This window comes from Microbacterium sp. B35-30, from assembly GCF_010634855.1.
Taxonomy (GTDB): Bacteria; Actinomycetota; Actinomycetes; order Actinomycetales; family Microbacteriaceae; genus Microbacterium.
The window spans coordinates 1-23,031 of record NZ_MWLQ01000056.1 but is presented as its reverse complement, the minus strand read 5'-3'; the positions used below and the strand labels follow the sequence as shown (position 1 = coordinate 23,031).

The 23,031-nt window shown below is 69.9% G+C and carries 19 protein-coding genes; 12 read left to right on the top strand and 7 right to left on the bottom strand.

Going from position 1 to position 23,031, the window contains the following annotated elements; translation table 11 throughout:
* Positions 1 to 225: 225 nt before the first annotated feature.
* Positions 226 to 2,775 (bottom strand): alpha-glucan family phosphorylase, encoded by a 2,550-nt coding sequence (gene glgP, locus B2K11_RS19795; protein WP_163620812.1) that lies wholly within the window; start codon positions 2,773 to 2,775, stop codon positions 226 to 228.
* Between the two features lie 178 nt (positions 2,776 to 2,953).
* On the opposite strand from glgP, the gene B2K11_RS19790 reads away from it, so the two are divergent.
* Together B2K11_RS19790 and B2K11_RS19785 are read left to right on the top strand one after the other, a co-directional pair.
* Positions 2,954 to 3,187, top strand: a complete 234-nt coding sequence (locus tag B2K11_RS19790; protein ID WP_163620811.1) for a response regulator — start codon at positions 2,954 to 2,956, stop codon at positions 3,185 to 3,187.
* Positions 3,174 to 3,827, top strand: coding sequence for a CYTH domain-containing protein (locus B2K11_RS19785; RefSeq protein WP_239526283.1), 654 nt, complete (start codon positions 3,174 to 3,176; stop codon positions 3,825 to 3,827). The genes B2K11_RS19790 and B2K11_RS19785 overlap by 14 nt, the downstream gene beginning before the upstream one ends.
* 258 nt (positions 3,828 to 4,085) lie before the next feature.
* Here the strand turns inward: B2K11_RS19785 and lpdA are convergent, their stop codons facing one another.
* Both lpdA and B2K11_RS19775 read right to left on the bottom strand, forming a co-directional pair.
* Entirely contained in the window at positions 4,086 to 5,483 is a 1,398-nt protein-coding gene (gene lpdA, locus B2K11_RS19780; RefSeq protein WP_163620809.1) for a dihydrolipoyl dehydrogenase, read from the bottom strand.
* Between the two features lie 9 nt (positions 5,484 to 5,492).
* Positions 5,493 to 6,191: a copper resistance protein CopC gene (locus tag B2K11_RS19775; RefSeq protein WP_239526281.1), complete on the bottom strand. Its 699-nt coding sequence runs from the start codon at positions 6,189 to 6,191 to the stop codon at positions 5,493 to 5,495.
* Between the two features lie 338 nt (positions 6,192 to 6,529).
* Here B2K11_RS19775 and B2K11_RS19770 point away from each other — a divergent pair, with 338 nt between their 5' ends.
* Positions 6,530 to 6,931, top strand: a complete 402-nt coding sequence (locus B2K11_RS19770) for a hypothetical protein (protein WP_163620808.1) — start codon at positions 6,530 to 6,532, stop codon at positions 6,929 to 6,931.
* 67 nt (positions 6,932 to 6,998) lie between these two features.
* Here B2K11_RS19770 and B2K11_RS19765 read toward each other — a convergent pair whose 3' ends face one another.
* Positions 6,999 to 7,364 (bottom strand): hypothetical protein, encoded by a 366-nt coding sequence (locus tag B2K11_RS19765; RefSeq protein ID WP_163620807.1) that lies wholly within the window; start codon positions 7,362 to 7,364, stop codon positions 6,999 to 7,001.
* A gap of 258 nt (positions 7,365 to 7,622) precedes the next feature.
* Here B2K11_RS19765 and B2K11_RS19760 point away from each other — a divergent pair, with 258 nt between their 5' ends.
* From B2K11_RS19760 to B2K11_RS19750, 3 genes are all read left to right on the top strand, one after another.
* Positions 7,623 to 8,126 carry an FHA domain-containing protein gene (locus B2K11_RS19760; protein ID WP_163620806.1) on the top strand — a complete coding sequence of 168 codons (504 nt, stop codon included), beginning with the start codon at positions 7,623 to 7,625 and terminating at the stop codon, positions 8,124 to 8,126.
* Positions 8,126 to 8,818, top strand: a complete 693-nt coding sequence (locus tag B2K11_RS19755) for a MerR family transcriptional regulator (RefSeq protein WP_163620805.1) — start codon at positions 8,126 to 8,128, stop codon at positions 8,816 to 8,818. The genes B2K11_RS19760 and B2K11_RS19755 overlap by 1 nt, the downstream gene beginning before the upstream one ends.
* A gap of 138 nt (positions 8,819 to 8,956) precedes the next feature.
* Entirely contained in the window at positions 8,957 to 9,499 is a 543-nt protein-coding gene (locus tag B2K11_RS19750; RefSeq protein ID WP_163620804.1) for a MerR family transcriptional regulator, read from the top strand.
* 1 nt (position 9,500) lies between these two features.
* Here B2K11_RS19750 and B2K11_RS19745 read toward each other — a convergent pair whose 3' ends face one another.
* Together B2K11_RS19745 and B2K11_RS19740 are read right to left on the bottom strand one after the other, a co-directional pair.
* On the bottom strand, positions 9,501 to 10,715 hold the full coding sequence (locus B2K11_RS19745; protein ID WP_163620803.1) for an aminotransferase class I/II-fold pyridoxal phosphate-dependent enzyme: 1,215 nt from the start codon (positions 10,713 to 10,715) through the stop codon (positions 9,501 to 9,503).
* Between the two features lie 133 nt (positions 10,716 to 10,848).
* A complete protein-coding gene (locus B2K11_RS19740; protein ID WP_163620802.1) occupies positions 10,849 to 11,658 on the bottom strand; it encodes a ParA family protein in 810 nt (269 codons plus the stop codon).
* A gap of 85 nt (positions 11,659 to 11,743) precedes the next feature.
* Here B2K11_RS19740 and B2K11_RS19735 point away from each other — a divergent pair, with 85 nt between their 5' ends.
* The 3 genes from B2K11_RS19735 to def all read left to right on the top strand — a co-directional run bounded on the left by B2K11_RS19735 (position 11,744) and on the right by def (position 17,751).
* Positions 11,744 to 15,151 (top strand): pyruvate carboxylase, encoded by a 3,408-nt coding sequence (locus B2K11_RS19735; protein WP_163620801.1) that lies wholly within the window; start codon positions 11,744 to 11,746, stop codon positions 15,149 to 15,151.
* A 75-nt stretch (positions 15,152 to 15,226) separates the two neighbouring features.
* Positions 15,227 to 17,251 carry a MinD/ParA family protein gene (locus B2K11_RS20540; protein ID WP_204260208.1) on the top strand — a complete coding sequence of 675 codons (2,025 nt, stop codon included), beginning with the start codon at positions 15,227 to 15,229 and terminating at the stop codon, positions 17,249 to 17,251.
* 8 nt (positions 17,252 to 17,259) lie between these two features.
* On the top strand, positions 17,260 to 17,751 hold the full coding sequence (gene def, locus B2K11_RS19725; protein ID WP_163620800.1) for a peptide deformylase: 492 nt from the start codon (positions 17,260 to 17,262) through the stop codon (positions 17,749 to 17,751).
* 233 nt (positions 17,752 to 17,984) lie between these two features.
* Here def and B2K11_RS19720 read toward each other — a convergent pair whose 3' ends face one another.
* A complete protein-coding gene (locus tag B2K11_RS19720) occupies positions 17,985 to 19,811 on the bottom strand; it encodes an AMP-dependent synthetase/ligase (RefSeq protein WP_204260207.1) in 1,827 nt (608 codons plus the stop codon).
* Positions 19,812 to 19,963: 152 nt separating this feature from the next.
* On the opposite strand from B2K11_RS19720, the gene B2K11_RS19715 reads away from it, so the two are divergent.
* The 3 genes from B2K11_RS19715 (at position 19,964) to B2K11_RS19705 (ending at position 23,006) form a co-directional block, all read left to right on the top strand.
* A complete protein-coding gene (locus B2K11_RS19715; RefSeq protein ID WP_163620813.1) occupies positions 19,964 to 20,899 on the top strand; it encodes an ROK family glucokinase in 936 nt (311 codons plus the stop codon).
* Between the two features lie 2 nt (positions 20,900 to 20,901).
* Complete coding sequence (locus B2K11_RS19710) at positions 20,902 to 21,594, top strand: lysophospholipid acyltransferase family protein (RefSeq protein WP_163620798.1); 693 nt, start codon at positions 20,902 to 20,904, stop codon at positions 21,592 to 21,594.
* Between the two features lie 62 nt (positions 21,595 to 21,656).
* Entirely contained in the window at positions 21,657 to 23,006 is a 1,350-nt protein-coding gene (locus tag B2K11_RS19705; RefSeq protein ID WP_163620797.1) for a 3-deoxy-7-phosphoheptulonate synthase class II, read from the top strand.
* The last annotated feature ends 25 nt before the right edge of the window (positions 23,007 to 23,031 follow it).

Below are 23,031 nucleotides of genomic sequence, written 5' to 3'. Positions count from 1 at the left end.
CGACCGAGACGAAACGCTCGGATTACTCGACGACGCCGTGCACGGGCGTTTCGTCTCGCTCGTTCCTCGCTCGCTCAACGACCGGGCAAGAGAGCCTCGGTCGTTCCTCGCTCGCCCAACGACCGGGCAAGAGCCTCGGTCGTTGAGCGAGGGAGCGCCAGCGACCGAGACGAAACGCCTTGGACCGCACGAATGCGACGGGCCGAGGCATCCGTGATTCGCGTCCTACGAGGCGTAGGTGACGAGCCCGAGTTCGACCGGCGACACCAGCTGCGGGTGCGTGGGACGCACGCGGATGGTGTACCCGAACGTGCCCGTCACGGTGAGCGGCAGGGTGCCCGTGAAGGTGCGGACGCCGTCCACCCCGTCGGCGGGGGAGAGGCGGTGCACGGAGTGCTGGCTCGCGAGCGCGTCGTCCTGGTCGGTGCGGCCGTACAGCAGCTCGACCGCGACGTCGTCGGGGGAGAGCCCGTCGAGACGGACGTCGGCGCGGACTTCGAGCACGTCGCCGGCTTGCGCCTGCGCCGGGATGCCCGAGCTGTCGACGCTCGCGATCGAGATCCGGCCCCAGGCGCTCCGGACGCGCACGACGAACGCGGCCACCTGGCGCGCCTGGGCGAACCCGTCGGCGCGCAGCGCCACATCGTGAGCGGCCGCCGGCACGTACAGTCGCTGGACATAGTCCTGCACCATGCGGTCGCTCGTGGCCTTCTTGCCCAGCTCGGTCATGGTGTGGCGCACCATGCCCAGCCACGCGGTCGGGATGCCGCCCTCCCGCTCGTAGAACTTCGGCACGAGCTGGTGCTCGATGAGGTCGTAGAGGGCCGCAGCCTCGACGTCGTCGCGTTCCTCGTCGTTCGCGGCGGTGTCGGCGGTGGGGATGGCCCAGCCGTTCTGGCCGTCGTACCACTCGTCCCACCAGCCGTCGAGGATCGAGAGGTTCAGCGCTCCGTTCAGCGCGGCCTTCATTCCGCTCGTGCCGCACGCCTCGAGCGGGCGCAGCGGGTTGTTGAGCCAGACGTCGCAGCCGGGGTAGAGGTCTTTCGCGAGGGTGATGTCGTAGTCGGGCAGGAACACGATCCGCCCACGCACCTTCGGATCGCGGCTGAACCGCACGAGCTGCTGGATCAGGATCTTGCCCGAGTCGTCGGCCGGGTGCGACTTGCCGCCGATGACGATCTGCACCGGCCGCTCGGGGTCGGTCAGCAGTCGCGTGAGCCGCTCCGGGTCCCGCAGCATCAGCGTGAGCCGCTTGTACGTCGGCACGCGTCGCGCGAAGCCGATCGTGAGCACCTCCGGGTCGAGCAGATCCTCCACCCACGACGGGGTGTGGCCATTGCCGTGGGACGCCGCGACCCGCCGCCGCGCCTCGGCGACGAGCCCGCCCTTCATCTGCTGACGCACGCCCCAGAGCTCGGCATCCGTCACGGAGGCACGATCGGTCCAGTCGTGGGTGTCGGTATGAGCGTCGCCCCACGCCCGCTCGCTCACGGCCTTGAGTGCGGGGTGCACCCAGGTCGGAGCGTGGACGCCGTTGGTGATCGACGTGATCGGCACCTCGTCGGTGTCGACGCCGGGCCACAGCATGCCGAACATCCCGCGGCTCACCTCGCCGTGCAGCACCGAGACGCCGTTGGCGTGCTGGCCGAGGTGCAGGCCGAGGACGGCCATGTTGAAGACCCCCTGGTCGCCGCCGTCCCACGTCTCGAGGCCGAGCGCGATCGCGCGTCCCGCGTCCAGGCCCTGGAAGAGCCCGCTCGTGAGGACGTTCGCGATGAGCTCGCGCGAGAAGCGGTCGATGCCGGCCGGCACCGGCGTGTGCGTCGTGAAGACCGTGCCCGCTCGCACTTGCGCCAGGGCCTCGTCGAAGTCGAGGCCGTCGTGCATGATGAGCTCCGACATCCGCTCCAGACCCTGGAATCCGGCGTGGCCTTCGTTCGTGTGAAAGACGTCGGGGCTGGGGCGGCCGGTGAGGTCCGAGAAGGCCCGCACCGCCCGTACACCGCCGACGCCGAGCAGTAGCTCCTGCAGCAGACGGTGCTCGCCGCCGCCGCCGTAGAGGCGGTCGGTGACGCGGCGCATCTCGTCGGTGTTCGACGGCGTCGCGGAGTCGAGGAGCAGCAGCGGGATGCGGCCGATGTCGGCCACCCAGACGCGCGCGTGCAGGCGACGGTCGCCCGACAGTTCGAGCGTGATCTCGACGGGTGCGCCGTCGCGGTCGCGCAGCAGCGTGAGACCGAGGCCGTAGGGGTCGAGCAGCGGATAGCTCTCGCGCTGCCAGCCGTCGTCGCCGATCGACTGGCGGAAGTAGCCGGCACGGTAGAACAGGCCGACACCGGTCAGGGGCACGCCCAGGTCGGACGCGCTCTTGAGGTGATCTCCCGCGAGGATGCCGAGCCCGCCGGAGTACTGCGGCAGTGACCCGTCGACGCCGAACTCGGGGGAGAAGTACGCGATGTGCGCCGGCTTGTCGCCCTCGAGCCGCTGAAACCAGCGGTCGCCGCCAAGGTAGGCGGTGAGGCGCTCATCCTCGTCGCGGACGCGCGCGACGAACTCGTCGTCACGGGCGAGCTCGTCCAGGCGCGACTGACCCAGGGCGCCCAGCATGCGGGCGGGGTTCGCGCCGATCTCCTCCCACAGGACGGGATCCATCGAGGCGAACAGTGCGTGGGTCGCGCGGCTCCACGACCATCGCCAGTTCGAGGCGAGGCGATCGAGCGGGGCGAGGGGTTCGGCGAGGACAGGGCGGACCGTGAATGTTCGGATGGCCTTCACGCTCGCGATTCTAGGGGCACAAGCTGGAAGCGCTTGCACGGATGCCGGGGCGCGGGCGGTGCGGAACGGCGCAGGTGCACCGACGCGGGCCGGTACGCGAGCAGCCGTACGCCTGACATGTCTCGCGGCGATCCGCAAGTGCGGGTCGGGGCGCCGCTCCGGGGCTACGCTGGGGCCCATGGCCATCGCACGACTGCACGGAGGCCCGCTCGACGGGCAGCTCCTCCCGCTCGAAGATCCCGACCTCGACCGTCTGATCGTTCCCTACAGCGAGACGCAGGTCGTCTACGAACGCAAGGGCGCGCCCGAGAACACGGGCGACGGCGATGGGCCGACCGAGGCCGAGTTCTGGTTCCTCGAGGCCGAGGACGACATCGATCCCTACAGCGACACCGCACGTGAGCGACGCTGACCAGCACCACGCCGATCCCACCCGCCCGACCAGCTCGCTCGAGGTCGAGCTGAAGTTCGACGTCGACGACGACACCCCGCTGCCCGATTGGTCGGGTCTGCCCGGAGTGTCGTCCGTCGGCGCGGCCGAGCCGCGCGAGCTCGATGCCGTGTACCTGGACAGCGACGACCTCACCCTCGCGCACGCCGGCTACGCCGTGCGCCGCCGCACCGGCGGCCCTGACGAGGGCTGGCACATCAAGGGCCCGCGGGGCGCCGACGGCGGTCGTGTCGAGTTGCACTGGCCCCTCGGTACGGGGGAGGGGATTCCGGATGCCGTCGCCGACGCCCTTCCGGCGGCGGCGACTGCCGCGTCACTGACCCCGATCGCGCGCATCCGCAATCAGCGCACCGCCTATGCCCTCCAGAACGCCGACGGGGGCGTCGTGGCCGAGTTCGTCGACGACCGTGTCCGGGCGACCGATGAGCGCGGCGGCGTGGAGCGCACCTGGCGCGAATGGGAGTTCGAGCTCGGGTCCGCCGCCCCCGCGTCGGCGGACGAGCGCGCCGCGCTCTTCGCCGCCGCCGAAGAAGCCGTGCACGCCGTCGGCGGCCGGGAAGCGGCATCCGATTCCAAACTCGCCCGCACGCTCGGAGCATGACGAGTCGTCGCGCGTTTCGTCTCGCTTCGCTCGCTCAACGACCGGTGAGGACGCGTTTCGTCTCGCTTCGCTCGCTCAACGACCGGTGAAGACGCGTGTCGTCTCGCTTCGCTCGCTCGACGACCGGTGAGGACGCGTGTCGTCTCGCTTCGCTCGCGACGGAACAGGGATCCCGGTCGTTGAGCGAGGAGCGCCAGCGACGAGACGAAACGCCCCGGACCTTCGAGAAGGTCCGGGGCGTTCGACGTCGGGCGCTGATCAGAGGTTGATCATGTGACCGGCGAGGCCGTGGAAGGCCTCCTGCACGGCCTCCGACAGCGTCGGGTGCGTGTGGACGTTGCGGGCGGCCTCGAGGGCGGTGAGGTCCCACTTCTGCGCGAGCGTGAGCTCGGGCAGCAGCTCAGAGACGTCCGGGCCGATGAGGTGACCGCCGAGCAGCTCGAGGTGCTCGCCGTCGGCGATGAGCTTGACGAAGCCGATGGGCTCGCCGAGGCCGTTGGCCTTGCCGTTCGCCGAGAACGGGAACTTCGCGACCTTGACGTCGTAGCCGGCGTCGCGTGCCTGCTGCTCGGTGAGGCCGAACGAGGCCACCTGCGGCGAGCAGAACGTCGCGCGCGGCATCATGCGGTAGTCGCCGAGCGTCATGGTCTCGGCCTTGCCGATCGTCTCGGCCGCCACGACGGCCTGCGCCTCGGCCACATGGGCCAGCTGCAGCTTGGCGGTGACGTCGCCGATCGCGTAGATGTGCGGGACGTTCGTGCGCATGTGGTCGTCGATGTCGATGGCACCGCGGTCGGTGAGCTTGACGCCGGTGTTCTCGAGGCCGAAGCCCTCGACGTTGGCGGCGAAGCCGATCGACATCATGACCTTGTCGGCGTCGATCGAGCCGGTGGAGCCGTCCTTGGCGGTGTAGGTCACGGTGACCTTGTCGCCCTGGTCGTTCACGGTCTCGACCTTGGTCGACGTCAGGATGTCGACGCCGTAGCCCTTGTACTGGCGCGCGATCTCCTTGGAGACGTCGGCGTCCTCGTTGGGCAGCGCACGGTCGAGGAACTCGATGATCGTGACCTTGACGCCGTAGTTCACCATGACGAAGGCGAACTCCATGCCGATGGCGCCGGCGCCGACGATGACGATCGACTGCGGCAGGTCGCGGGCGAGGATCTGCTCCTCGTACGTGACGATGTTGCCGCCGATCTGCACACCCGGGAGCAGGCGGACCTTCGAGCCGGTCGAGATGATCGCGTTGTCGAAGGTGACATCCTCGGTCGAGCCGTCGGCCTTGGCGACGCGGATCGCGTTCGGGCCGGTGAACGACCCGCGCCCCTCGTACTCGTCGACCTTGTTCTTCTTCATCAGGTAGTGGATGCCCTTGACGTGGGTGTCGGCCACCTTGCGGCTGCGATCCCACGCGACCCCGAAGTCGAAGTGCACGTCACCCGAGATGCCGAAGAGATCGGCCTTGTGGTGGAACTGGTGCGCGAGGTCGGCGTTCTTGAGCAGTGCCTTCGAGGGGATGCAGCCGACGTTGAGGCAGACACCGCCCCAGTACTTCTCTTCGATGATCGCGACCTTGAGGCCGAGCTGAGAAGCACGGACGGCCGCGACGTACCCGCCGGGCCCCGCGCCGAGGATGGCGACGTCGTAGTGAGGCATGCTTCCAGCCTAGTGGTCGGCTGAGGGCGGGGAGCCGGGCTGCGAGGGGTCGTCGGCGGTGCCCTGAGCCGCGTCGGCGAGTGCCTTCTCGCGCCGCGAACGCGACACCAGCAGGTAGACGACGGCGCCGATCAGCGCGAGGGCGAGTACACCGGCGATGACCCAGGGGAGCGCGCTCGACCCGTCTGACGCGGCGGGCTCGCTCGTCACCGTCGGGGTGGGCGTCGCCGTCTCGCTGGGCGCGGCGGTGGCGCTCGGGCTGGGTGCGGTGGTCTCGGTGGGGGCGGCCGTGGGGGTGGGCGCTGCGGTGACCGTGAACGAGAACTCGCCCGAGATGGGGTGGCCGTCGCTCGAGACCACCTTCCACAGCACTTTGACGGCACCGGATGCCTCGCCCGACAGCGCCTGGGTGACGAGGTTGTCGCGGACGGTCGGCGTGCCGACGGCGAGCGCCGTGCCCGCGGCATCCGTCACCTCCACGACCGAGGCTCCCTCGTCGTCAGCGATCGCGGCGCTGAAGGTGAGCGTGAGCTGGCCGGGAAGTGCGTCGATCGTGGCGTTCGCGGCCGGGTCGCTGCCCAGCAGCTCATCGTGCGCGTGGGCGGAGGATGCCGGTGCCAGCAGCATCGTGAACGCCACAAGCAGCACGGCCGCGACGAGCGCGAAACGGTGGGTCAGAAGGGAATCGCGGGGTCGAAGGGCTTCCACCCGATCGAGCCTAGCCGGTGCGTTTCGTCCATCCGCTCGCAGCGAGGCGAGCGGAAACCCCGGGCGGGCGCGCGCTTCCGGACGCACCCGAAGGGCGCGATGAGCCAAGCGGCGCAGGCCATCTTCTGGGCGGCAGCCCACGACTGACGGCTGGCGACGACTCCCGTTCCCTCGCACGAGGGGGCGGGAGCGGTCGCGCCCGGACGGGTTTGTGAATTCCTTGTGACAACGCTCGATCGAGCCTCGCCGAGGGTTCAAACGGCGCCGTCGCGCGAGTAGCCTGAGCCGCAGGCGGGCACTCCTGCTCGCGGACGAACCCAGAGAAGCGAGGTGGGCAGATGGACTCCATGATGATGGACGCCATGTCGAAGGACATGATGTCGATGCCCGGCATGGACACGATGGACATGTCGGTGATGCAGGCCTGTATGGACGCCTGCTCGGCCTGCGAGCAGGCATGCACGGTGTGCTCCACCCAGATGATGTCGTGCGCCCCGGCGTGCATGAACTGCGCGGACATGTGCAACACCATGATGCGGTCCATGCTGCGCATGCAGGGCATGAACCCGGCCACCATGATGTCGATGCTGGACGCGTGCATCGCGATGTGCCAGCTGTGCATGGACGAGTGCATGGAGCACGCCGACCACAGCGAGGTCTGCAAGATGTGCGCTCAGGCCTGCCAGGCGTGCATGGACGCCTGCATGGCGATGAAGAACTCGATGATGGCGATGGGCTGAGGCCCGTCGCCTTCTCTCACTCGTGCGCGTGCGATCGCGCACGGGCCGCCCGGATCGCGGCGAGGCCTCAGGCTTCGACGAGCTCCGCGCGGAGGACGTTGTAGCGCGTGCCGCCGACGGCGAGCACGTGATAGCGCTCGTGCAGTGCGACGGGCGTGCCGGGCGTCGCCGACGCAGCGGCGCCGACGCCGTTCCACAGCACGATCGACGTCGCGTCCGTCAGCGTCCGCACGATCACGAAGCCGGATCGCTCATCGGACTCCTCGACGATCGCGTCCGCCCATTCCGACGGCGTGGCCGCAGCCAGGCGCGCCTGGATCAGGTGCAGGGCGTGACCGGGAGCGAACGAGGAGCAGCTGGCACCGCGGTCGCACATGCACGCCGCACGCTCACGCACCTGGAGGGGCGGGATGTGGCTGTGCGGGCTGGACACGATGTTCTCCTTCTCATGCGACGAATCGTCTGCGGTCCTGCCAGGCTAGGGGGGCACGCTTGTCAAGGCATCTCGGGTGACACGCGGCGAAACATTGCGGGAGCCGCCGTTTCGGGGGCGCTCCGGCCGGGCGTCAGCGCGCCGCCGTGCCGGAGCTCACCGGGGTACCGGTGCCGACCACCGGCCCCCGCGAACCGCAAAACGGCCTCTTCCGAGCCGAGGGTGATCGGATAGGCTGGCCGAGCAGAGGAGGAAACCGTGGAGCACGACCGCCGACCCGATGAGGGCGACATCCGCCGCGCTGCAGGAGCCGACGCGCACGAGTCAGACCGTGCCGCCGACACCACGCAGACGTTCGGCCACGATTCCGATCTGTCCTTCGTGCCGTTCGGCAGCGAGCTCGGCGATGCGGAGCTCGACGCGATCGACGCGCTCCCGTCCGGTGCCGCGCTTCTGCTGGTCCGTTCGGGACCCACCGCAGGCGCCCGCTATCTGTTGGATTCCGACGTGACCACCGTGGGGCGGCATCCCGAAGCCGACATCTTCTTCGACGACGTCACCGTCTCGCGCCGCCACGCCGAGATCACGCGCTCGGGCACGACCTTCGAACTGGTCGACCAGCGCTCCCTCAACGGCACCTACGTCAACGGCGAGCGGGTCGACAGGGCCGCTCTCACCAACGGCGCCGAGGTGCGCGTCGGAAAGTTCCGCCTCAACTTCTTCGTCTCACCGGCCGACCTCGCCCGGGCGGCGGACGCCTGATGCCCGCGGCTTCCGCCCGTGAAAGGGCGTCGTCCGCGGGTCTTCTCAGCATCGGGCAGGTTCTGGCGCGACTGTCGCCGGAGTTCCCGTCCCTCACGTCCAGCAAGCTGCGCTTCCTCGAGGTGCAGGGCATCGTCACGCCGCTGCGCACCGAGTCCGGCTACCGCAAGTTCTCTCAGGACGACCTCGAGCGGCTGCGGCTCGCGCTGACGCTGCAGCGCGACCACTACCTGCCGCTGTCGGTCATCCGCGACTACCTCGAAGACGTCGACGCCGGCCGAGATCCGGCCACGCCGACGGCGGTGCCGCCGCCTTCGATCGTTCCCGCACCGCGTCGCTACCGCCGGGATGAGATGCTCGCTGCCGCCGGAGCCGCCCCGCAGCTGCTCAACGACGCGATCAGCACCGGCATCATCGCGGGTGCCGACTCGTACACCGACCAGTCCGTCACGCTGCTGCGCGCGCTCGTCGCCCTCGACCGCCACGGCATCGAGCCCCGTCACGTCCGCGCGCTGCGCCAGAGCGCCGAGCGCGATGTCGCGCTCGTCGAGTCGGCCCTCGCTCCCTTGCTGCGGCGGACGGATGCCTCGTCCCGAGGTCGCGCCGGCGAGCTGGCCCCCGAACTGACCCGACGCCTCGACGACGTACGCGCGATCTTCGTGCGTGCCGCGCTCGACCGCATGCTCTCTTGACGCGGCGGGAGTGCCGTCGGCGGAGAGCCCGCCGGAGGGAAGCGTGCGACACGCCGCCCTCCGAACAGCGGATGTCATTGCCGCGAGGGGGAGGCTGATCTAGCGTTGAGGTATTCGATTCCGGAGGGGGGAACGAGCATGACCGGAGACCTGGCCGCAGGTGAGCCGTTCGGCGCCGAACTCCTCTTCACCGACGGACTTCCCGCGATGGACGACGAGGTCGGCTACCGCGGCGCGGTGGCTGCGAAGGCCGCCGGCATCACGTACCGGCAGCTGGACTACTGGGCTCGCACCGAGCTCGTCGAGCCGACCGTCCGTGGCGCCAGCGGGTCCGGCTCCCAGAGGCTGTACGGCTTCCGCGACATCCTCGTGCTGAAGCTGGTCAAGCGTCTGCTCGACACCGGCATCTCGCTGCAGCAGATCCGCACCGCCGTCGACCAGCTGCGTGCCTCCGGCATCCGCGACCTCGCGGGCACGACCCTCATGAGCGACGGCGCTTCCGTCTACCTCTGCACGTCGAACGACGAAGTGATCGACCTCGTCAGCCGCGGTCAGGGCGTGTTCGGCATCGCGGTCGGCAAGGTGCTGCGCGAAGTCGAGTCGGAGCTCGTCGAGTTCGAGGTCGAGAAGCTCGACGCGATGGACGAGCTCGCGGTACGCCGCGCCGCCCGCACCGCCTGACTCACGCCCGCGCCGTCTCCACGCTGTCTCGCGCCTCGGCGCTCGCGGTGAGCGCCTGAGCCACGTCGGCGATGAGGTCGGAGGGGTCTTCGAGACCGATCGAAAGCCGCACCAGAGCGTCCGACGGCTTGGCCTCCGACGCGACTGGCCGGTGAGTGAGTGCCGCGGGGTGCTGGATGAGCGAGTCGACGCTGCCCAGCGACACCGCGTGGGTGAACAGCTCGACCGCTGCCGTCAGCGACGACGCCGCCGCGAACCCGCCGGCGAGCTCGATCGCGATCATCGCGCCCGGGCCTGCCTGCTGCGTGCCCACCAGACCCTGTGGGTCACTCGCCGCGAAGCCGGGGAAGTGCACGCGGGCGACCTCGTCCCTCGTAGCGAGCCAGTCGGCGACGACGCGTGCGCCCTCCTGCTGCGCCCGCATGCGCACCGGCAGCGTCGCGAGGCCGCGGTGCAACAGGTAGGCCGCGAGCGGATGCATGATGGCGCCGGTGATGGCGCGCGTGCGGCGCAGGGCCGCGGCGAGCCGTGCGTCGCAGGCGACGACGCCACCGACGACGTCGCCGTGGCCGCCGAGGTACTTGGTGGCGCTGTGGAGCGACAGTGCGGCGCCGAGATCGAGCGGATGCTGCAGCACCGGCGTGGCGAAGGTGTTGTCGACCAGGACGGGCACGTCGCTCGCCGCCGCGACCACGGCGGCGATGTCGACGAGTTCGAGCGTCGGGTTGGCCGGGGTCTCGAGTACAACAAGCGCCGTGTCGTCCCGCATCGCCGCCGCGACGGCGTCTGGCGCACAGAACGTCGTCTCGACGCCGAGCAGCCCCGATGCCAGCAGGTGGTCGGTGCCGCCGTAGAGCGGGCGGACCGCCACGACGTGGCGGCGCTGCGACTCGTGCGTCAGCGCCAGCAGCACAGCGGTGACCGCGGCCATGCCGGACGAGAACGCCACCGCCTCCTCGGCGTGCTCGAGGCGGGCGAGCGCCTCTTCGAACCGGGCGACCGTGGGATTCCACAGCCGGGCGTAGACGTTCGAGCCGCCTTCGAACGGGTGGCCGCCGGTCGCCAGCACCTCGTAGGACATGCCGCCGAGGTCGATGCCGGGCAGCGGATTGGTCGACGAGAGGTCGAGGGGGAGTGCGTGGACGCCGAGGCTCGCGAGATCGTCGCGGCCGGCGTGCACGGCGAGGCTGTCAGGGTGCAGCGTCATCGATGCCATGGCGATATGTTCAGCGATCGCGCGGCGAATAGCAAGTCGTGATCACCGACTGGTGCACGATCTATACAAAGTGACCATCAGCTGAGGAGGCTGATCACAGAGCGGATGCCGGTGCCACCGGCATCCGTCATCGTCAGGGGCGCGTGTCTTCCGCCACCGGGATGCGACCGGTGCGCATGACGCGGTCGAGCAGCGAGTCGAAGTCGGCCGCGAGCTCCTGCGCCGAGTCGCCGGGCCAGATGTGCAGGGGCTTCGCGGCGCCCTGCGCCTGCTGGAGCGAGGTGCGCTCGGGCAGCTGCGGGCTCAGTACGAGGGGGCCGAACATGTCGCGCAGCTCTTTGATGCGGAACTGGTGCTCGATCGACTGCGGGCGCACGCGGTTGACCACGATGCCGAGCGGCTGCAGGCGGGGGGAGAGACCGCGGCGGATCTCTTCGATCGCGCGGAGCGCGCGGTCGGCGGCGGCCACCGAGAAGAGGCCGGGTTCGGTCACGACGATCACGCGGTCGGACGCCGCCCACGCGGTGCGCGTGAGAGCGTTGAGCGAGGGCGCGCAGTCGATGAGCACGAGGTCGTAGTCGGCCTCGATGGTCGCCAGCGCCTCCTCCATCTTCCAGACGTCGCGGACGCTCGGGTGCGGGCCGTCGAAGTTGATCGCAGACGGGCTGCCGATCATCACGTCGATGGTGCCCGGATGCACCTTCGCCCAACCGCTGGAGGTGATGGCCTGACGGACCGTCTTCTCCTTCGGGTTGGCCAGGACATCGGCGACATTCAGTCGACCGGCGACTTGGATGTCCATGCCCGTCGATACGTCGGACTGCGGGTCGAGGTCGACGACGAGCGTGCGGACACCGCGGGCGAATGCCGCCGACGCGAGTCCGAGAGTCACGGTTGTCTTGCCGACCCCACCCTTGAGCGAGCTGACGGATAGGACGTGCACAAGGCACCACGTTACCGTCCCCTAGGCTGAGAGCACACTCAGCCTGTTCCCCGGGCCCGCCTGCGCCGCCGCACACGGAGGTCGAATGTTCCGCAAGATCCTGGTCGCGAACCGAGGCGAGATCGCCATCCGGGCCTTCCGCGCCGCATACGAGCTGGGCGCCCGCACGGTCGCGGTGTTCCCCTACGAAGACCGCGGCTCGCTGCATCGGCAGAAGGCCGACGAGTCGTACGAGATCGGCGAGAAGGGGCATCCCGTCCGCGCGTACCTCGACGTCGACGAGATCATCCGCGTGGCGAAGGATGCCGGAGCGGACGCGATCTACCCGGGCTACGGCTTCCTGTCGGAGAACCCCGATCTGGCGGAGAAGGCGGCCGAGAACGGCATCGCCTTCATCGGTCCGCCCGCGAAGGTGCTGGAGATGGCCGGCAACAAGGTCACCGCGAAGCACCACGCCGTCGCCGCGGGCGTGCCGGTGCTGCGCTCGACCGAGGCGTCCGACGACGTCGACGTCCTACTCGGCCAGGCCGACGACATCGGCTTCCCCATCTTCGTGAAGGCCGTCGCCGGCGGTGGCGGACGCGGGATGCGGCGCGTCGAGCGCCGTGAAGAGCTCGCCCCGGCGTTGGCCGAGGCGATGCGCGAGGCCGGGAGCGCCTTCGGCGACGCCCGCGTGTTCCTCGAGCAGGCGGTGCAGCGGCCCCGCCACGTCGAGGTGCAGATCCTCGCCGACGCGACGGGCGAGACCGTGCACCTGTTCGAGCGCGACTGCTCGGTGCAGCGCCGTCACCAGAAGGTGATCGAGATCGCACCCGCGCCCAACCTCGACCCCGCCGTCCGGGACGCGCTCCACGGCTACGCCGTCGCCTTCGCGCGGTCGATCGGCTACGAGAACGCCGGCACGGTGGAGTTCCTCCTGGAGACGGCCGGCCCCCGCACCGGCGAGGTCGTGTTCATCGAGATGAACCCGCGGATCCAGGTCGAGCACACCGTGACCGAGGAGGTGACGGATGTCGATCTCGTGCAGTCGCAGATGCGCATCGCCGCCGGGCAGACGATCGCCGAGCTCGGCCTGACGCAGGACCGCATCCAGCTGCGCGGAGCAGCCCTCCAGTGCCGCATCACGACCGAGGACCCGTCGCAGGGGTTCCGCCCCGACACCGGCCGGATCACCACGTACCGCTCGCCCGGTGGCGCCGGCATCCGGCTCGACGGCGGCACGACCGCAGCCGGCTCGCAGATCAGCCCGCACTTCGACTCGATGCTCGCGAAGCTCACGTGCCGCGGCCGCGACTTCCCGGCCGCCGTCGCCCGTGCACGCCGGGCGCTCGCGGAGTTCCGCATCCGCGGCGTCTCGACCAACGTCCCGTTCCTGCGGGCCGTGCTCGACGACCCGGCGTTCGTCGCCGGCGACGTCAGCACCTCGTTCATCGACGAGCGCCCCCAGCTGCTCACCAGCAACCCGTCACGGGACCGGGCGACCAAGCTTTTGAACTGGCTCGGCGACGTGACCGTCAACCGGCCCTACGGCGACAAGCCGCTGTCGGTCTCTCCGGGCAGCAAGCTGCCCGACATCGACCTCACCGCCGCACCGCCGGCGGGAACGCTCGAGAAGCTGCGCGCGCTCGGCCCCGAGGGCTTCGCCCGTGCTCTTCGCGCGCAGAGCGCACTCGCCGTCACCGAGACGACGTTCCGCGACGCCCACCAGTCGCTGCTGGCCACCCGCGTCCGCACCCGCGACCTGGTGCGGGTCGGCCCGCACGTGTCGCGCATGACGCCCGAGCTGCTGTCGGTCGAGGCGTGGGGCGGTGCCACCTACGACGTGGCGCTGCGCTTCCTTGCGGAAGACCCGTGGGAGCGCCTCGAGGCGCTGCGCGAAGCCATGCCCAACATCCCGATCCAGATGCTGCTGCGCGGCCGCAACACGGTGGGCTACACGCCCCGGCCCGTCGAGGTCACCGACGCCTTCGTGCGCGAAGCCGCGGCCACCGGCGTCGACATCTTCCGCATCTTCGACGCGCTCAACGACGTGTCGCAGATGCGCCCGGCCATCGACGCTGTGCGCTCGACGGGCACCGCCATCGCGGAGGTTGCGCTCTGCTACACCTCCGACCTGCTGGATCCGGCGGAGCGGCTCTACACGCTCGACTACTACCTCCGCCTCGCGGAGCAGATCGTCGAGTCCGGAGCGCACATCCTGGCGATCAAAGACATGGCCGGACTCGTGCGTCCCGCTGCCGCCGCCAAGCTCGTCACGGCGCTCCGCGAGAACTTCGACCTGCCGGTGCACCTGCACACCCACGACACCGCCGGTGGTCAGCTGGCGACGCTCCTGGCGGCCAGCGCTGCGGGCGTCGACGCGGTGGATGCTGCCGCCGCACCGATGTCGGGCACCACCAGCCAGCCCTCGCTCTCGGCATTGGTGGCCGCGCTCGCGCACACCGACCGCGACACCGGCCTCAGTCTGCAGGCGGTGGCCGACCTCGAACCGTACTGGGAGGCCGTGCGCCACCTCTACCGCCCGTTCGAGTCCGGGCTCGCCTCGCCGACGGGCCGCGTGTACCACCACGAGATCCCGGGTGGACAGCTCTCGAACCTCCGCCAGCAGGCGATCGCGCTGGGCCTCGCCGACGACTTCGAACTCATCGAGGACATGTACGCGGCCGCCGACCGCATCCTCGGCCGCATCCCGAAGGTGACGCCCTCGTCCAAGGTCGTCGGCGACCTCGCCCTGGCGCTCGTAGCGGTGCGTGCCGACCCCGCCGACTTCGAGGAGAACCCGCAGAACTACGACATCCCGGACTCGGTGGTCGGGTTCATGGCGGGCGAGCTGGGCGATCTGCCCGGGGGCTGGCCCGAGCCCTTCCGCACCAAGGTGCTCGAGGGCCGCACGGTCTCGATCGAGGTGCCGCCGCTCACAGGCGAGGAGCACGAAGGTCTGGCCGGCGACACGGCTCTCCGCCGCCGCACGCTCAACCGGCTGCTGTTCCCCGGCCCGGCGCGCGAGTTCGAGAAGAACCGCGAGGCGTACGGCGACCTCACCGCGCTCGGCACACCCGATTACCTCTACGGCCTGAAGCCGGGGGAGGAGCACGTCGCCGAGATCGACCCGGGCGTACAGCTGTACGTCGGACTCGAGGCGATCGGCGAGGCCGACGACAAGGGCTTCCGGACGGTGATGACGACCCTCAACGGCCAGCTCCGGCCTGTATTCGTTCGCGACCGCAGCATCAAGGTCGAGACGCGCCCGGCCGAGAGGGCCGACACCTCGAAGCCGGGACAGGTCGCTGCACCCTTCTCGGGGGTCGTCACGCTCAAGTCGGCCGTCGGCGACACGGTGACGGCCGGGCAGCCGGTGGCCTCGATCGAGGCCATGAAGATGGAGGCGGCCATCACCGCGCCGGTCGACGGCGTCGTCGAACGCCTCGCGATCGCCGCGACCGCACAGGTCGATGCGGGCGACCTTTTGGTCGTGATCCGTCCGGCCCAGTAGCCTGGAGGGCGGCATACGCCCGAATATGCGCCCCCGGCAGCCTCACAGGCGCCGTCTTCCCAGGAGAACTTCGCAGTGACGCCCGATCGCACCGAACACACGCCCGACGAACCCGAGAACGGGGTGCTCTCCGAGACCGGCAGCATCGACACGACCGGTCTCGGCATCCTGGGCGGTGCAACGGCGCAGGTGAACGTCCAACTGCCGTCCGAGTCCGAGGACGACCTCGCCGACGACGATGTCATCGACGACGAGGTGCCCTTCGTCATCGAGATCCCGGCGGACGCAGACCTTCCCGTCATCGCCCCCGTGCCGGCCGACGAGTATCCCCTCGAGACCGCCGAGGCCGAGATCGTGGAGACGCCCGCAGAACTCGAGGAGTGGACGGTCGAGGGCGAGGGCTTCGCGCCGGCCCCGCCGGTGGAGGACATCGCCGACGCGGATGAGGTCCTCGAGGCGCTCCCGGCCGAGGAGCCGCAGGACCGCCACGGCGAGGTGATCGTCGAGGACGCCGCCGACCTGCACGAGGAGCCCGCTGCCGAGGCCGAGGTTGCGGCGGAAGCACCAGCGCCGGCCGAAGATGTGCCCGTCTCGGTCTCGGCCGAGGCGGAGCCCGGGGCGAGCGCTGAACCGGCCGCAGCCGTCGATTCCGCGGAGGACGAGTTCGACGTCGTGGACTTCGACGTCGCCGAGTTCGAGGACGCGGAGTTCGACGAGGAGTTCGATCCCACCGAGTTCGACCTCATCCTCGCCCAGGGCATCGACGATGTCGAAGGCGAAGCCGCCCTGGCGGAGAACGCCCCGACGGGAGACGATGTCATCGCGACCGACGACACCGCGGAGGAGCCCATGATCGCCAAGACCCCGGCCGACGACGGCAAGGACGCCGGCAAGGACGCCGGCAAGACGGATGCCGCGGCCGCGGCATCCGCCCCCAAGACATCCCCCGCACCGAAGTCGCCCGCACCGCCGTCCGTCTCTGCGAGCGCCGCGGCGGCGAAGACCGCCGCCGGCTCGACCCCGGCGACCCGTCGGGCGGCGAATCACACCGGCGCCCAGCCGGTCGTGGAGCGCTCGGCCGTGGAGCGGGCTCCGTTCGCCCGCTCCGACGTCGCACTCACGTCGAAGCGCCTGGGCGAGTTCGAGGGCGACCGTGAGACCGCCGACCTTCTCACCGCGGATCGGCTGCTGGACCCGCATCAGGTGGTGCGCCCGGAGCCTGAGGGCGCCTGGCAGCACTTCGTCTACTCGATCTCGGGCCGGCGCATCAACCTCGGCGACAGCAAGCGCGCGAAGGCCCGCAAGGAGCTCGACCGCCGCATCGCGGCGCCGCTTGCCGGCGGCGCGCGCTTCGTGCCGGTGCTCTCCCGCAAGGGCGGAGTCGGCAAGACGACTGTGACGACGCTGCTCGGCATGGCTCTCGCCGGCGCGCGCGACGACCGCGTGATCGCGGTCGACGCGAACCCCGACCGCGGCACCCTGGCCGAGCGCATCTCGCGCGACAGCGGCCGCACCGTCCGCGACCTCGTGCGTATCAGCGGCGACGTCGTCGGCTTCAACGACCTGTCCAACATCGTGGCGCGTGACGAGACCCGCCTCGACGTCGTCGCCTCCGACTCCGACCCCCGCGTCTCGGAGGCGTTCAACGACGCCGACTACCGGGATGTCGCGGCTCTCGCCGCGCACTACTATTCGGTCGTCCTCACCGACACCGGCACCGGCATCGTGCACTCCGTCATGGGCGCCACCCTCGACCTCGCCGACCAGCTCGTGATCGTCGCAGGTCTCAGCGTCGACGAGGCACGCCTGGCGTCCGAGACGCTGACGTGGCTCGAGACGAACGGCTACTCCGACAAGGTGCGCAACGCCGTCGTGGTGCTCAACAACGCGCGGCCCGGGCATCCGCTCGTGCAGCTCGACGAGCTCGAGTCGCATTTCCGCACGCGCGTGCGGACGGTGGTGCGGGTGCCGTATGACGCGCACATCGCGGCCGGCAGCGCCATCGTGTTCCGCGAGCTGCAGCCCGCCACGCGGGACGCGGCGCGCGAGCTCGCCGCCACCGTGGTCGAGGGCCTTCGTTCGCTCAGTCCGGCAGCCTGAGGCATCAGATGGCTGTTCGTACCATCCGTGTCTTCGGCGACCCCGTTCTGAAGTCGGTCAGCACCCCGATCAAAACTGTCGACGACGGCGTGCGCGCCCTCGTGCGCGACCTGGTGGACACCGTCGAGCTGCCCGGTCGGGCTGGCGTCGCGGCGCCGCAGATCGGCGTGGGCCTGCGCGCCTTCAGCTACAACATCGACGGCGACATCGGGTACGTGCTGAATCCCGTCCTCGTCGAGGTCTCGGGAGAGCCCGCGGCGATCGGCGAGGGGTGCCTGTCGGTGCCGGGACTCTGGCACGAAGCCGTCCGCTACCCGCGTGCGAAGGTCGTCGGGATGGATCTCGACGGCAACGAGATCGTGCTCGAGGGGGAGGGGCTGCTCGCCCAGGCGCTGCAGCACGAGACCGACCACCTCGACGGCATGCTCTACCTGGAGCGGCTGACGCCCGAAGAGCGCCGCGTCGCGATGCGCGAGATCCGCGAGTCCGACTGGTTCTGACGCCCAGGCGTGCAGCGCGACGGGCAATTCCTGAGCCCGTCCGCTGCGAAAAGTCGGGCCGGTCACGGCGACACGCCGGTGACGGATGCCTTGGCCCGGCGTGTCTCGCTATCGGCCCGGCTTTTCGCGGTGGGTGGAGCGCGGGACGGCCGGAGGGCGGACGCGGCAGCGCGAGGGACACGACGAAGCCCCGGACCCTCGAGGGCCCGGGGCTTCCGGCATCCATCGCCGTGTTACGGGAGCGAGACGTTCGACGTGTTCACGGGGACGGCGTAGATCTCCTCGACGTCGCCCGCGAAGTCGGCGAGGATCACGTTGCGCTTGATGCTCATCTTCGGCGTCAGGTGACCGCTGCTCTCCGTCCACTCCGTGGGAAGGATCGTGAACTTGCGGATCGACTCAGCGCGCGACACGGTCGTGTTCGCCCGATCGATCGCTCGCTGGATCTCTGCGCGCACCGCTTCGTTCTTCGCCGCATCCGTCAGCGACAGGTCGGCCGGCAGGCTGTTGTTCGACAGCCACGCCGGCAGCATCTCGGGGTCGAGAGTGATGAGCGCCGCGATGAACGGCTTCTGGTCGCCGACCACGACGACCTGGCCGACGATCGGGTTGGCGCGGATCGGGTCCTCGAGCGCAGCGGGGGCGACGTTCTTGCCGCCGGCCGTGACGATGATCTCCTTCTTGCGGCCGGTGATCGTGAGGAAGCCCTCATCGTCGAAGGAACCCAGGTCGCCGGTCTTGAACCAGTCGCCGTCGAACGCCTCGGCCGTGGCCTCAGGGTTGCGCCAGTACTCCTTGAACACGTTGACGCCGCGCACCTGGATCTCGCCGTCGTCGCCGAGGCGGATGCCGACACCGGGGATGACCGGCCCGACCGTGCCGATCTTCGACTTGCGCGCCTGGTTCACCGAGGCGGGGGCGGTGGTCTCGGTGAGGCCGTAGCCCTCGAGGATCGTGACGCCGAGGCTGTGGAAGAAGTGGCCGAGCCGGGGTCCGAGCGGGGCGGAGCCCGAGACCGCGTAGGCGATGTTCCCGCCCATGGCGGTGCGGAGCTTGCTGTAGACCAGCCGGTCGAACAGCGCGAACTTGATCTTCGTGCCGAGCGGGACCTTCTTGCCCTCCTGCTGCAGCCGCGAGTGCTCGACGGCCGTGTGCGCGGCAGCGCGGAAGATCTTGCCCTTGCCGCCCGCCTCGGCCTTCTGCTCGGCGGAGTTGTAGACCTTCTCGAACACGCGCGGCACTGCGAGGAGGAACGTGGGCTTGAACGAGCCGAGCGCCGGCAGCAGCTGCTTCGTGTCGGGCTGGTGCCCCGTCTTGACCCCGGCGTGGATGTTCAGGATCGAGATGAACCGCGCGAACACGTGCGCGGTGGTGATGAACAGCAGGGTCGACGCGCCCGGGGTGGCGAAGACCTCCTGGTTCGACAGCGTCGCGTTGCGGGTGAGCTCGACGAAATTGCTGTGGGTGAGCACGCAGCCCTTGGGGCGGCCGGTGGAGCCCGACGTGTAGATGAGTGTGGCGATGTCGGCGCCGTTGGCGATGTTGCGTCGCCGCTCGATCTCGTCGTCGGAGACGCCCGCGCCCTCGGCGATCAGCCGGTCGAGGTCGCCGCTGTGCATCTCCCACGCGGAACGGATGAGGGGAAGCTCGCTGCGCGCCTCCGCGAAGCGGGCGCTGTGCTCCGGCGACTCGGTGATGAGTGCGATCGCGCCGGAGTCGGTGAGGTTCCACGCGATCTGCCCGGTCGAACTGGTCTCGTAGATCGGCACCATCACCGCACCGGCATAGAACAGCGCGAAGTCGACCAGCGTCCAATCGTAGGTGGTGCGGGCGATGAAGCCGACCTTGTCGCCCGGCTCGAGGCCACCGGCGACGAACCCCTTCGCGAGCGCGATGACCTGCTTCTGGAAGTCGGCCGCGCTGATGTCACGCCACCCCTCGCCATCAGGGACGGCGAACAATGCCCGGTCGGGCGTCGCCTTGACGCGCTCGACCAGCAGGTCGGTGATGTTTGCCTGCGGATCGGCGGGGACGATGGCAGGGACTTCGAACTGGACCACGGCAGCTCCTTCGGTACCGGACGAGTGAATCCCGGGCGGATCTGACATGAGTCTAATCGGCTGACACCTCCCCGCCGATGGGGCTGTGGACGAGGACCGCCTGGATAGACTGCAAGGCGCTGTCGTACGTGCGGCGGCCGGAGAGGGAGATCGTGCTCAAGGTCGGCATCGACATCGGCGGAACCAAGATCGCGGGAGGCGTCGTCGATCAAGACGGCCACATCGTCGAGCAGCTCCGCGTCGACACCCCGACCGACACCGACGCGCTCGCCCAGGCCGTCGTCGACATGGCGCGCTACTTCCGAGGGGCGCACCACGTCGCCGCCGTCGGGGTCGCGGCTGCCGGCTTCATCGACCGCGACCGCGCCACCGTCATCCACGCGCCGAACATCGACTGGCACAACGAGCCGCTCAAGGCGACGCTCGAGGACGGCATCGGCCTTCCGGTCACCATCGAGAACGACGCGAACGCCGCCGGCTGGGCCGAGTTCCGCTTCGGCGCCGGACGCGGAGTCGACCACATGATCATGCTCACCATGGGCACGGGCGTCGGCGGGGCCATCGTGCTGGACGGCAAGCTCTTCCGCGGCGGGCACGGCATCGCCGCCGAGCTCGGCCACATCCGATTCATCCGCGAGGGACGACTGTGCGGCTGCGGTCAGCACGGATGCCTCGAGCAGTACGCCTCCGGTCGCGCATTGCAGCGCGAGGCCGGTGAGATCGCCGACGCGGACGGGATCGGCGCCGCGCTGGCGGCCCACCGTGCGGAGCACGGCTCGATCAGCGGACCGGCCGTGTCGCGACTCGTCCTCGCCGGCGACCCCGGCGCCGCCGAGGCGCTGCGCCGCGTCGCCACCGCGCTCGGCGAGGCGTGCGGCGGTTTCCAGGCCGTGCTCGACCCCGAGCTGTTCGTCATCGGCGGCGGCGTCGCCCAGCTCGGCGACGCGCTGCTGGAGCCCATGCGGGTGGCGTACGAGCGTTCGCTCCCAGGCTACGGCGACCGCCCCATCGCGACCTTCGCGATCGCGAGGCTCGTGAACGACGCGGGCCTCATCGGCGCCGCCGACCTCGCGGGGACCGAGGCGTAGCGGTGTTCTACTGGCTGATGAAGTACGTGGTGATCGGGCCGATCGTGAAGGCGATCTGGCGCCCGTGGATCGTCGGCCGCCGCAACGTCCCCGCGGAAGGGGCCGCCATCCTCGCCAGCAACCACCTCTCCTTCATCGACTCCGTGTTCCTGCCGCTCATGATCGACCGGCCGATGTCGTTCCTCGCCAAGAGCGACTACTTCACGGGCAAAGGCCTCAAGGGCTGGGCCACCCGGATGTTCATGAAGGGGACCGGGCAGATTCCGATCGATCGCACCGGCGGTAAGGCCTCCGAGGCATCCCTCAACACGGGTCTTCAGGTGCTGGGCCGCGGGGATCTGCTCGGGATCTATCCCGAGGGCACCCGCAGCCCCGACGGGAAGCTGTATCGCGGCCGCACCGGCATCGCGCGCATGGCGCTCGAAGCGCACGTTCCGGTGGTGCCCGTGCTGATGGTCGACACCGACACGATGATGCCGATCGGCACCACCGTCCCGCGCATCGTGCGGGTCGGCATCGTGGTCGGCGAGCCGCTCGACTTCTCGCGCTTCGCCGGCATGGAAGGCGACCGCTACATCCTGCGCTCGATCACCGACGAGATCATGGTGGCGCTGCAGCGGCTGGGGGAGCAGGAATACGAGGACGTCTACGCGTCGTCGGTCAAGGATCGCCTCAAGAAGAAGAAGAGTCGCTGACCTCCCGGCGAACGGGCGTCACGCGGCGCCGGCGCCGACTCCGCCACGGCTAGACTCGAGGGATGCTTCAGCAGCTCGACGCACTCGACCACTGGCGGACCCTGCCCATCAAGCAGCAGCCGCAGTGGTATGACGCCGAGGCGGCGGTTGCGGCATCCGCAGAGCTCGCGACTCTGCCCCCGCTGGTCTTCGCCGGTGAGGTCGACAACCTGCGCGAGCGCCTCGCCCGTGCGGCCTCCGGCCGCGCGTTCCTGCTGCAGGGCGGCGACTGCGCCGAGACCTTCGCGGGCGCTACCGCCGAGCAGATCCGCAACCGGATCAAGACGGTGCTGCAGATGGCCGTGGTGCTCACGTACGGCGCGTCGATGCCGATCGTGAAGATGGGCCGCATGGCGGGTCAGTTCGCGAAGCCCCGCTCCAGCGACACCGAGACGCGCGGCGATGTGACGCTGCCGGCCTACCGCGGCGACATCGTGAACGGCTACGACTTCACCGAGGGCTCGCGCCAGGCCGACCCGCAGCGGCTGCTGAAGGGGTACCACACGGCCGCGTCGACCATCAATCTCATCCGCGCGTTCACGCAGGGCGGCTTCGCCGACCTCCGCGAGGTGCACTCCTGGAACAAGGGCTTCGCACAGAACCCCGCGAACCAGCAGTACGAGCGTCTCGCGACCGAGATCGACCGCGCGATCAAGTTCATGGAGGCCGCGGGCGCCGACTTCGACGAGCTGAAGCGCGTCGAGTTCTACACCGGCCACGAGGGCCTGCTCATGGACTACGAGCGGCCCATGACGCGCATCGACTCGCGCACCGGCACGCCGTACAACACGTCGGCGCACTTCCTGTGGGTCGGGGAGCGCACGCGCGACCTCGACGGCGCGCACGTCGACTACTTCTCGAAGATCCGCAACCCCATCGGCGTGAAGCTCGGACCGACGACGACGCCCGAGACGGCGCTGGCGCTCATCGACAAGCTCGACCCGAACCGCGAGCCCGGCCGCCTCACCTTCATCACGCGCATGGGCGCGGGCAAGATCCGCGACGCGCTGCCACCGCTGCTGGAGGCCGTGCGCGACTCGGGAGCCACCCCGCTCTGGGTCACCGACCCGATGCACGGCAACGGCATCACCACGCCCACCGGCTACAAGACGCGGCGCTTCGACGACGTCGTCGACGAGGTGCGCGGGTTCTTCGACGCGCACCGGGCCGTCGGCACCTTCCCGGGCGGGATCCACGTCGAGCTCACCGGAGACGACGTCACCGAATGCCTCGGCGGGTCGGAAGAGATCGACGAGGCCGCACTCGCGACGCGTTACGAGTCGCTCTGCGACCCGCGCCTCAACCACATGCAGTCGCTCGAGCTGGCGTTCCTCGTCGCCGAAGAGCTCGAGAAGCTCACCGCTCGCGCCTGACACGCAGAAGATCCCTGGATGCCTC

Coding starts and splice junctions, on each gene's coding strand:
- B2K11_RS19790 (WP_163620811.1), top strand. CDS start 2,954: ATGGCCATCGCACGACTGCACGGAGGCCCGCTCGACGGGCAGCTCCTC.
- lpdA (WP_163620809.1), bottom strand. CDS start 5,483: ATGCCTCACTACGACGTCGCCATCCTCGGCGCGGGGCCCGGCGGGTAC.
- B2K11_RS19770 (WP_163620808.1), top strand. CDS start 6,530: ATGGACTCCATGATGATGGACGCCATGTCGAAGGACATGATGTCGATG.
- B2K11_RS19755 (WP_163620805.1), top strand. CDS start 8,126: ATGCCCGCGGCTTCCGCCCGTGAAAGGGCGTCGTCCGCGGGTCTTCTC.
- B2K11_RS19750 (WP_163620804.1), top strand. CDS start 8,957: ATGACCGGAGACCTGGCCGCAGGTGAGCCGTTCGGCGCCGAACTCCTC.
- B2K11_RS19745 (WP_163620803.1), bottom strand. CDS start 10,715: ATGGCATCGATGACGCTGCACCCTGACAGCCTCGCCGTGCACGCCGGC.
- B2K11_RS19735 (WP_163620801.1), top strand. CDS start 11,744: ATGTTCCGCAAGATCCTGGTCGCGAACCGAGGCGAGATCGCCATCCGG.
- def (WP_163620800.1), top strand. CDS start 17,260: ATGGCTGTTCGTACCATCCGTGTCTTCGGCGACCCCGTTCTGAAGTCG.
- B2K11_RS19705 (WP_163620797.1), top strand. CDS start 21,657: ATGCTTCAGCAGCTCGACGCACTCGACCACTGGCGGACCCTGCCCATC.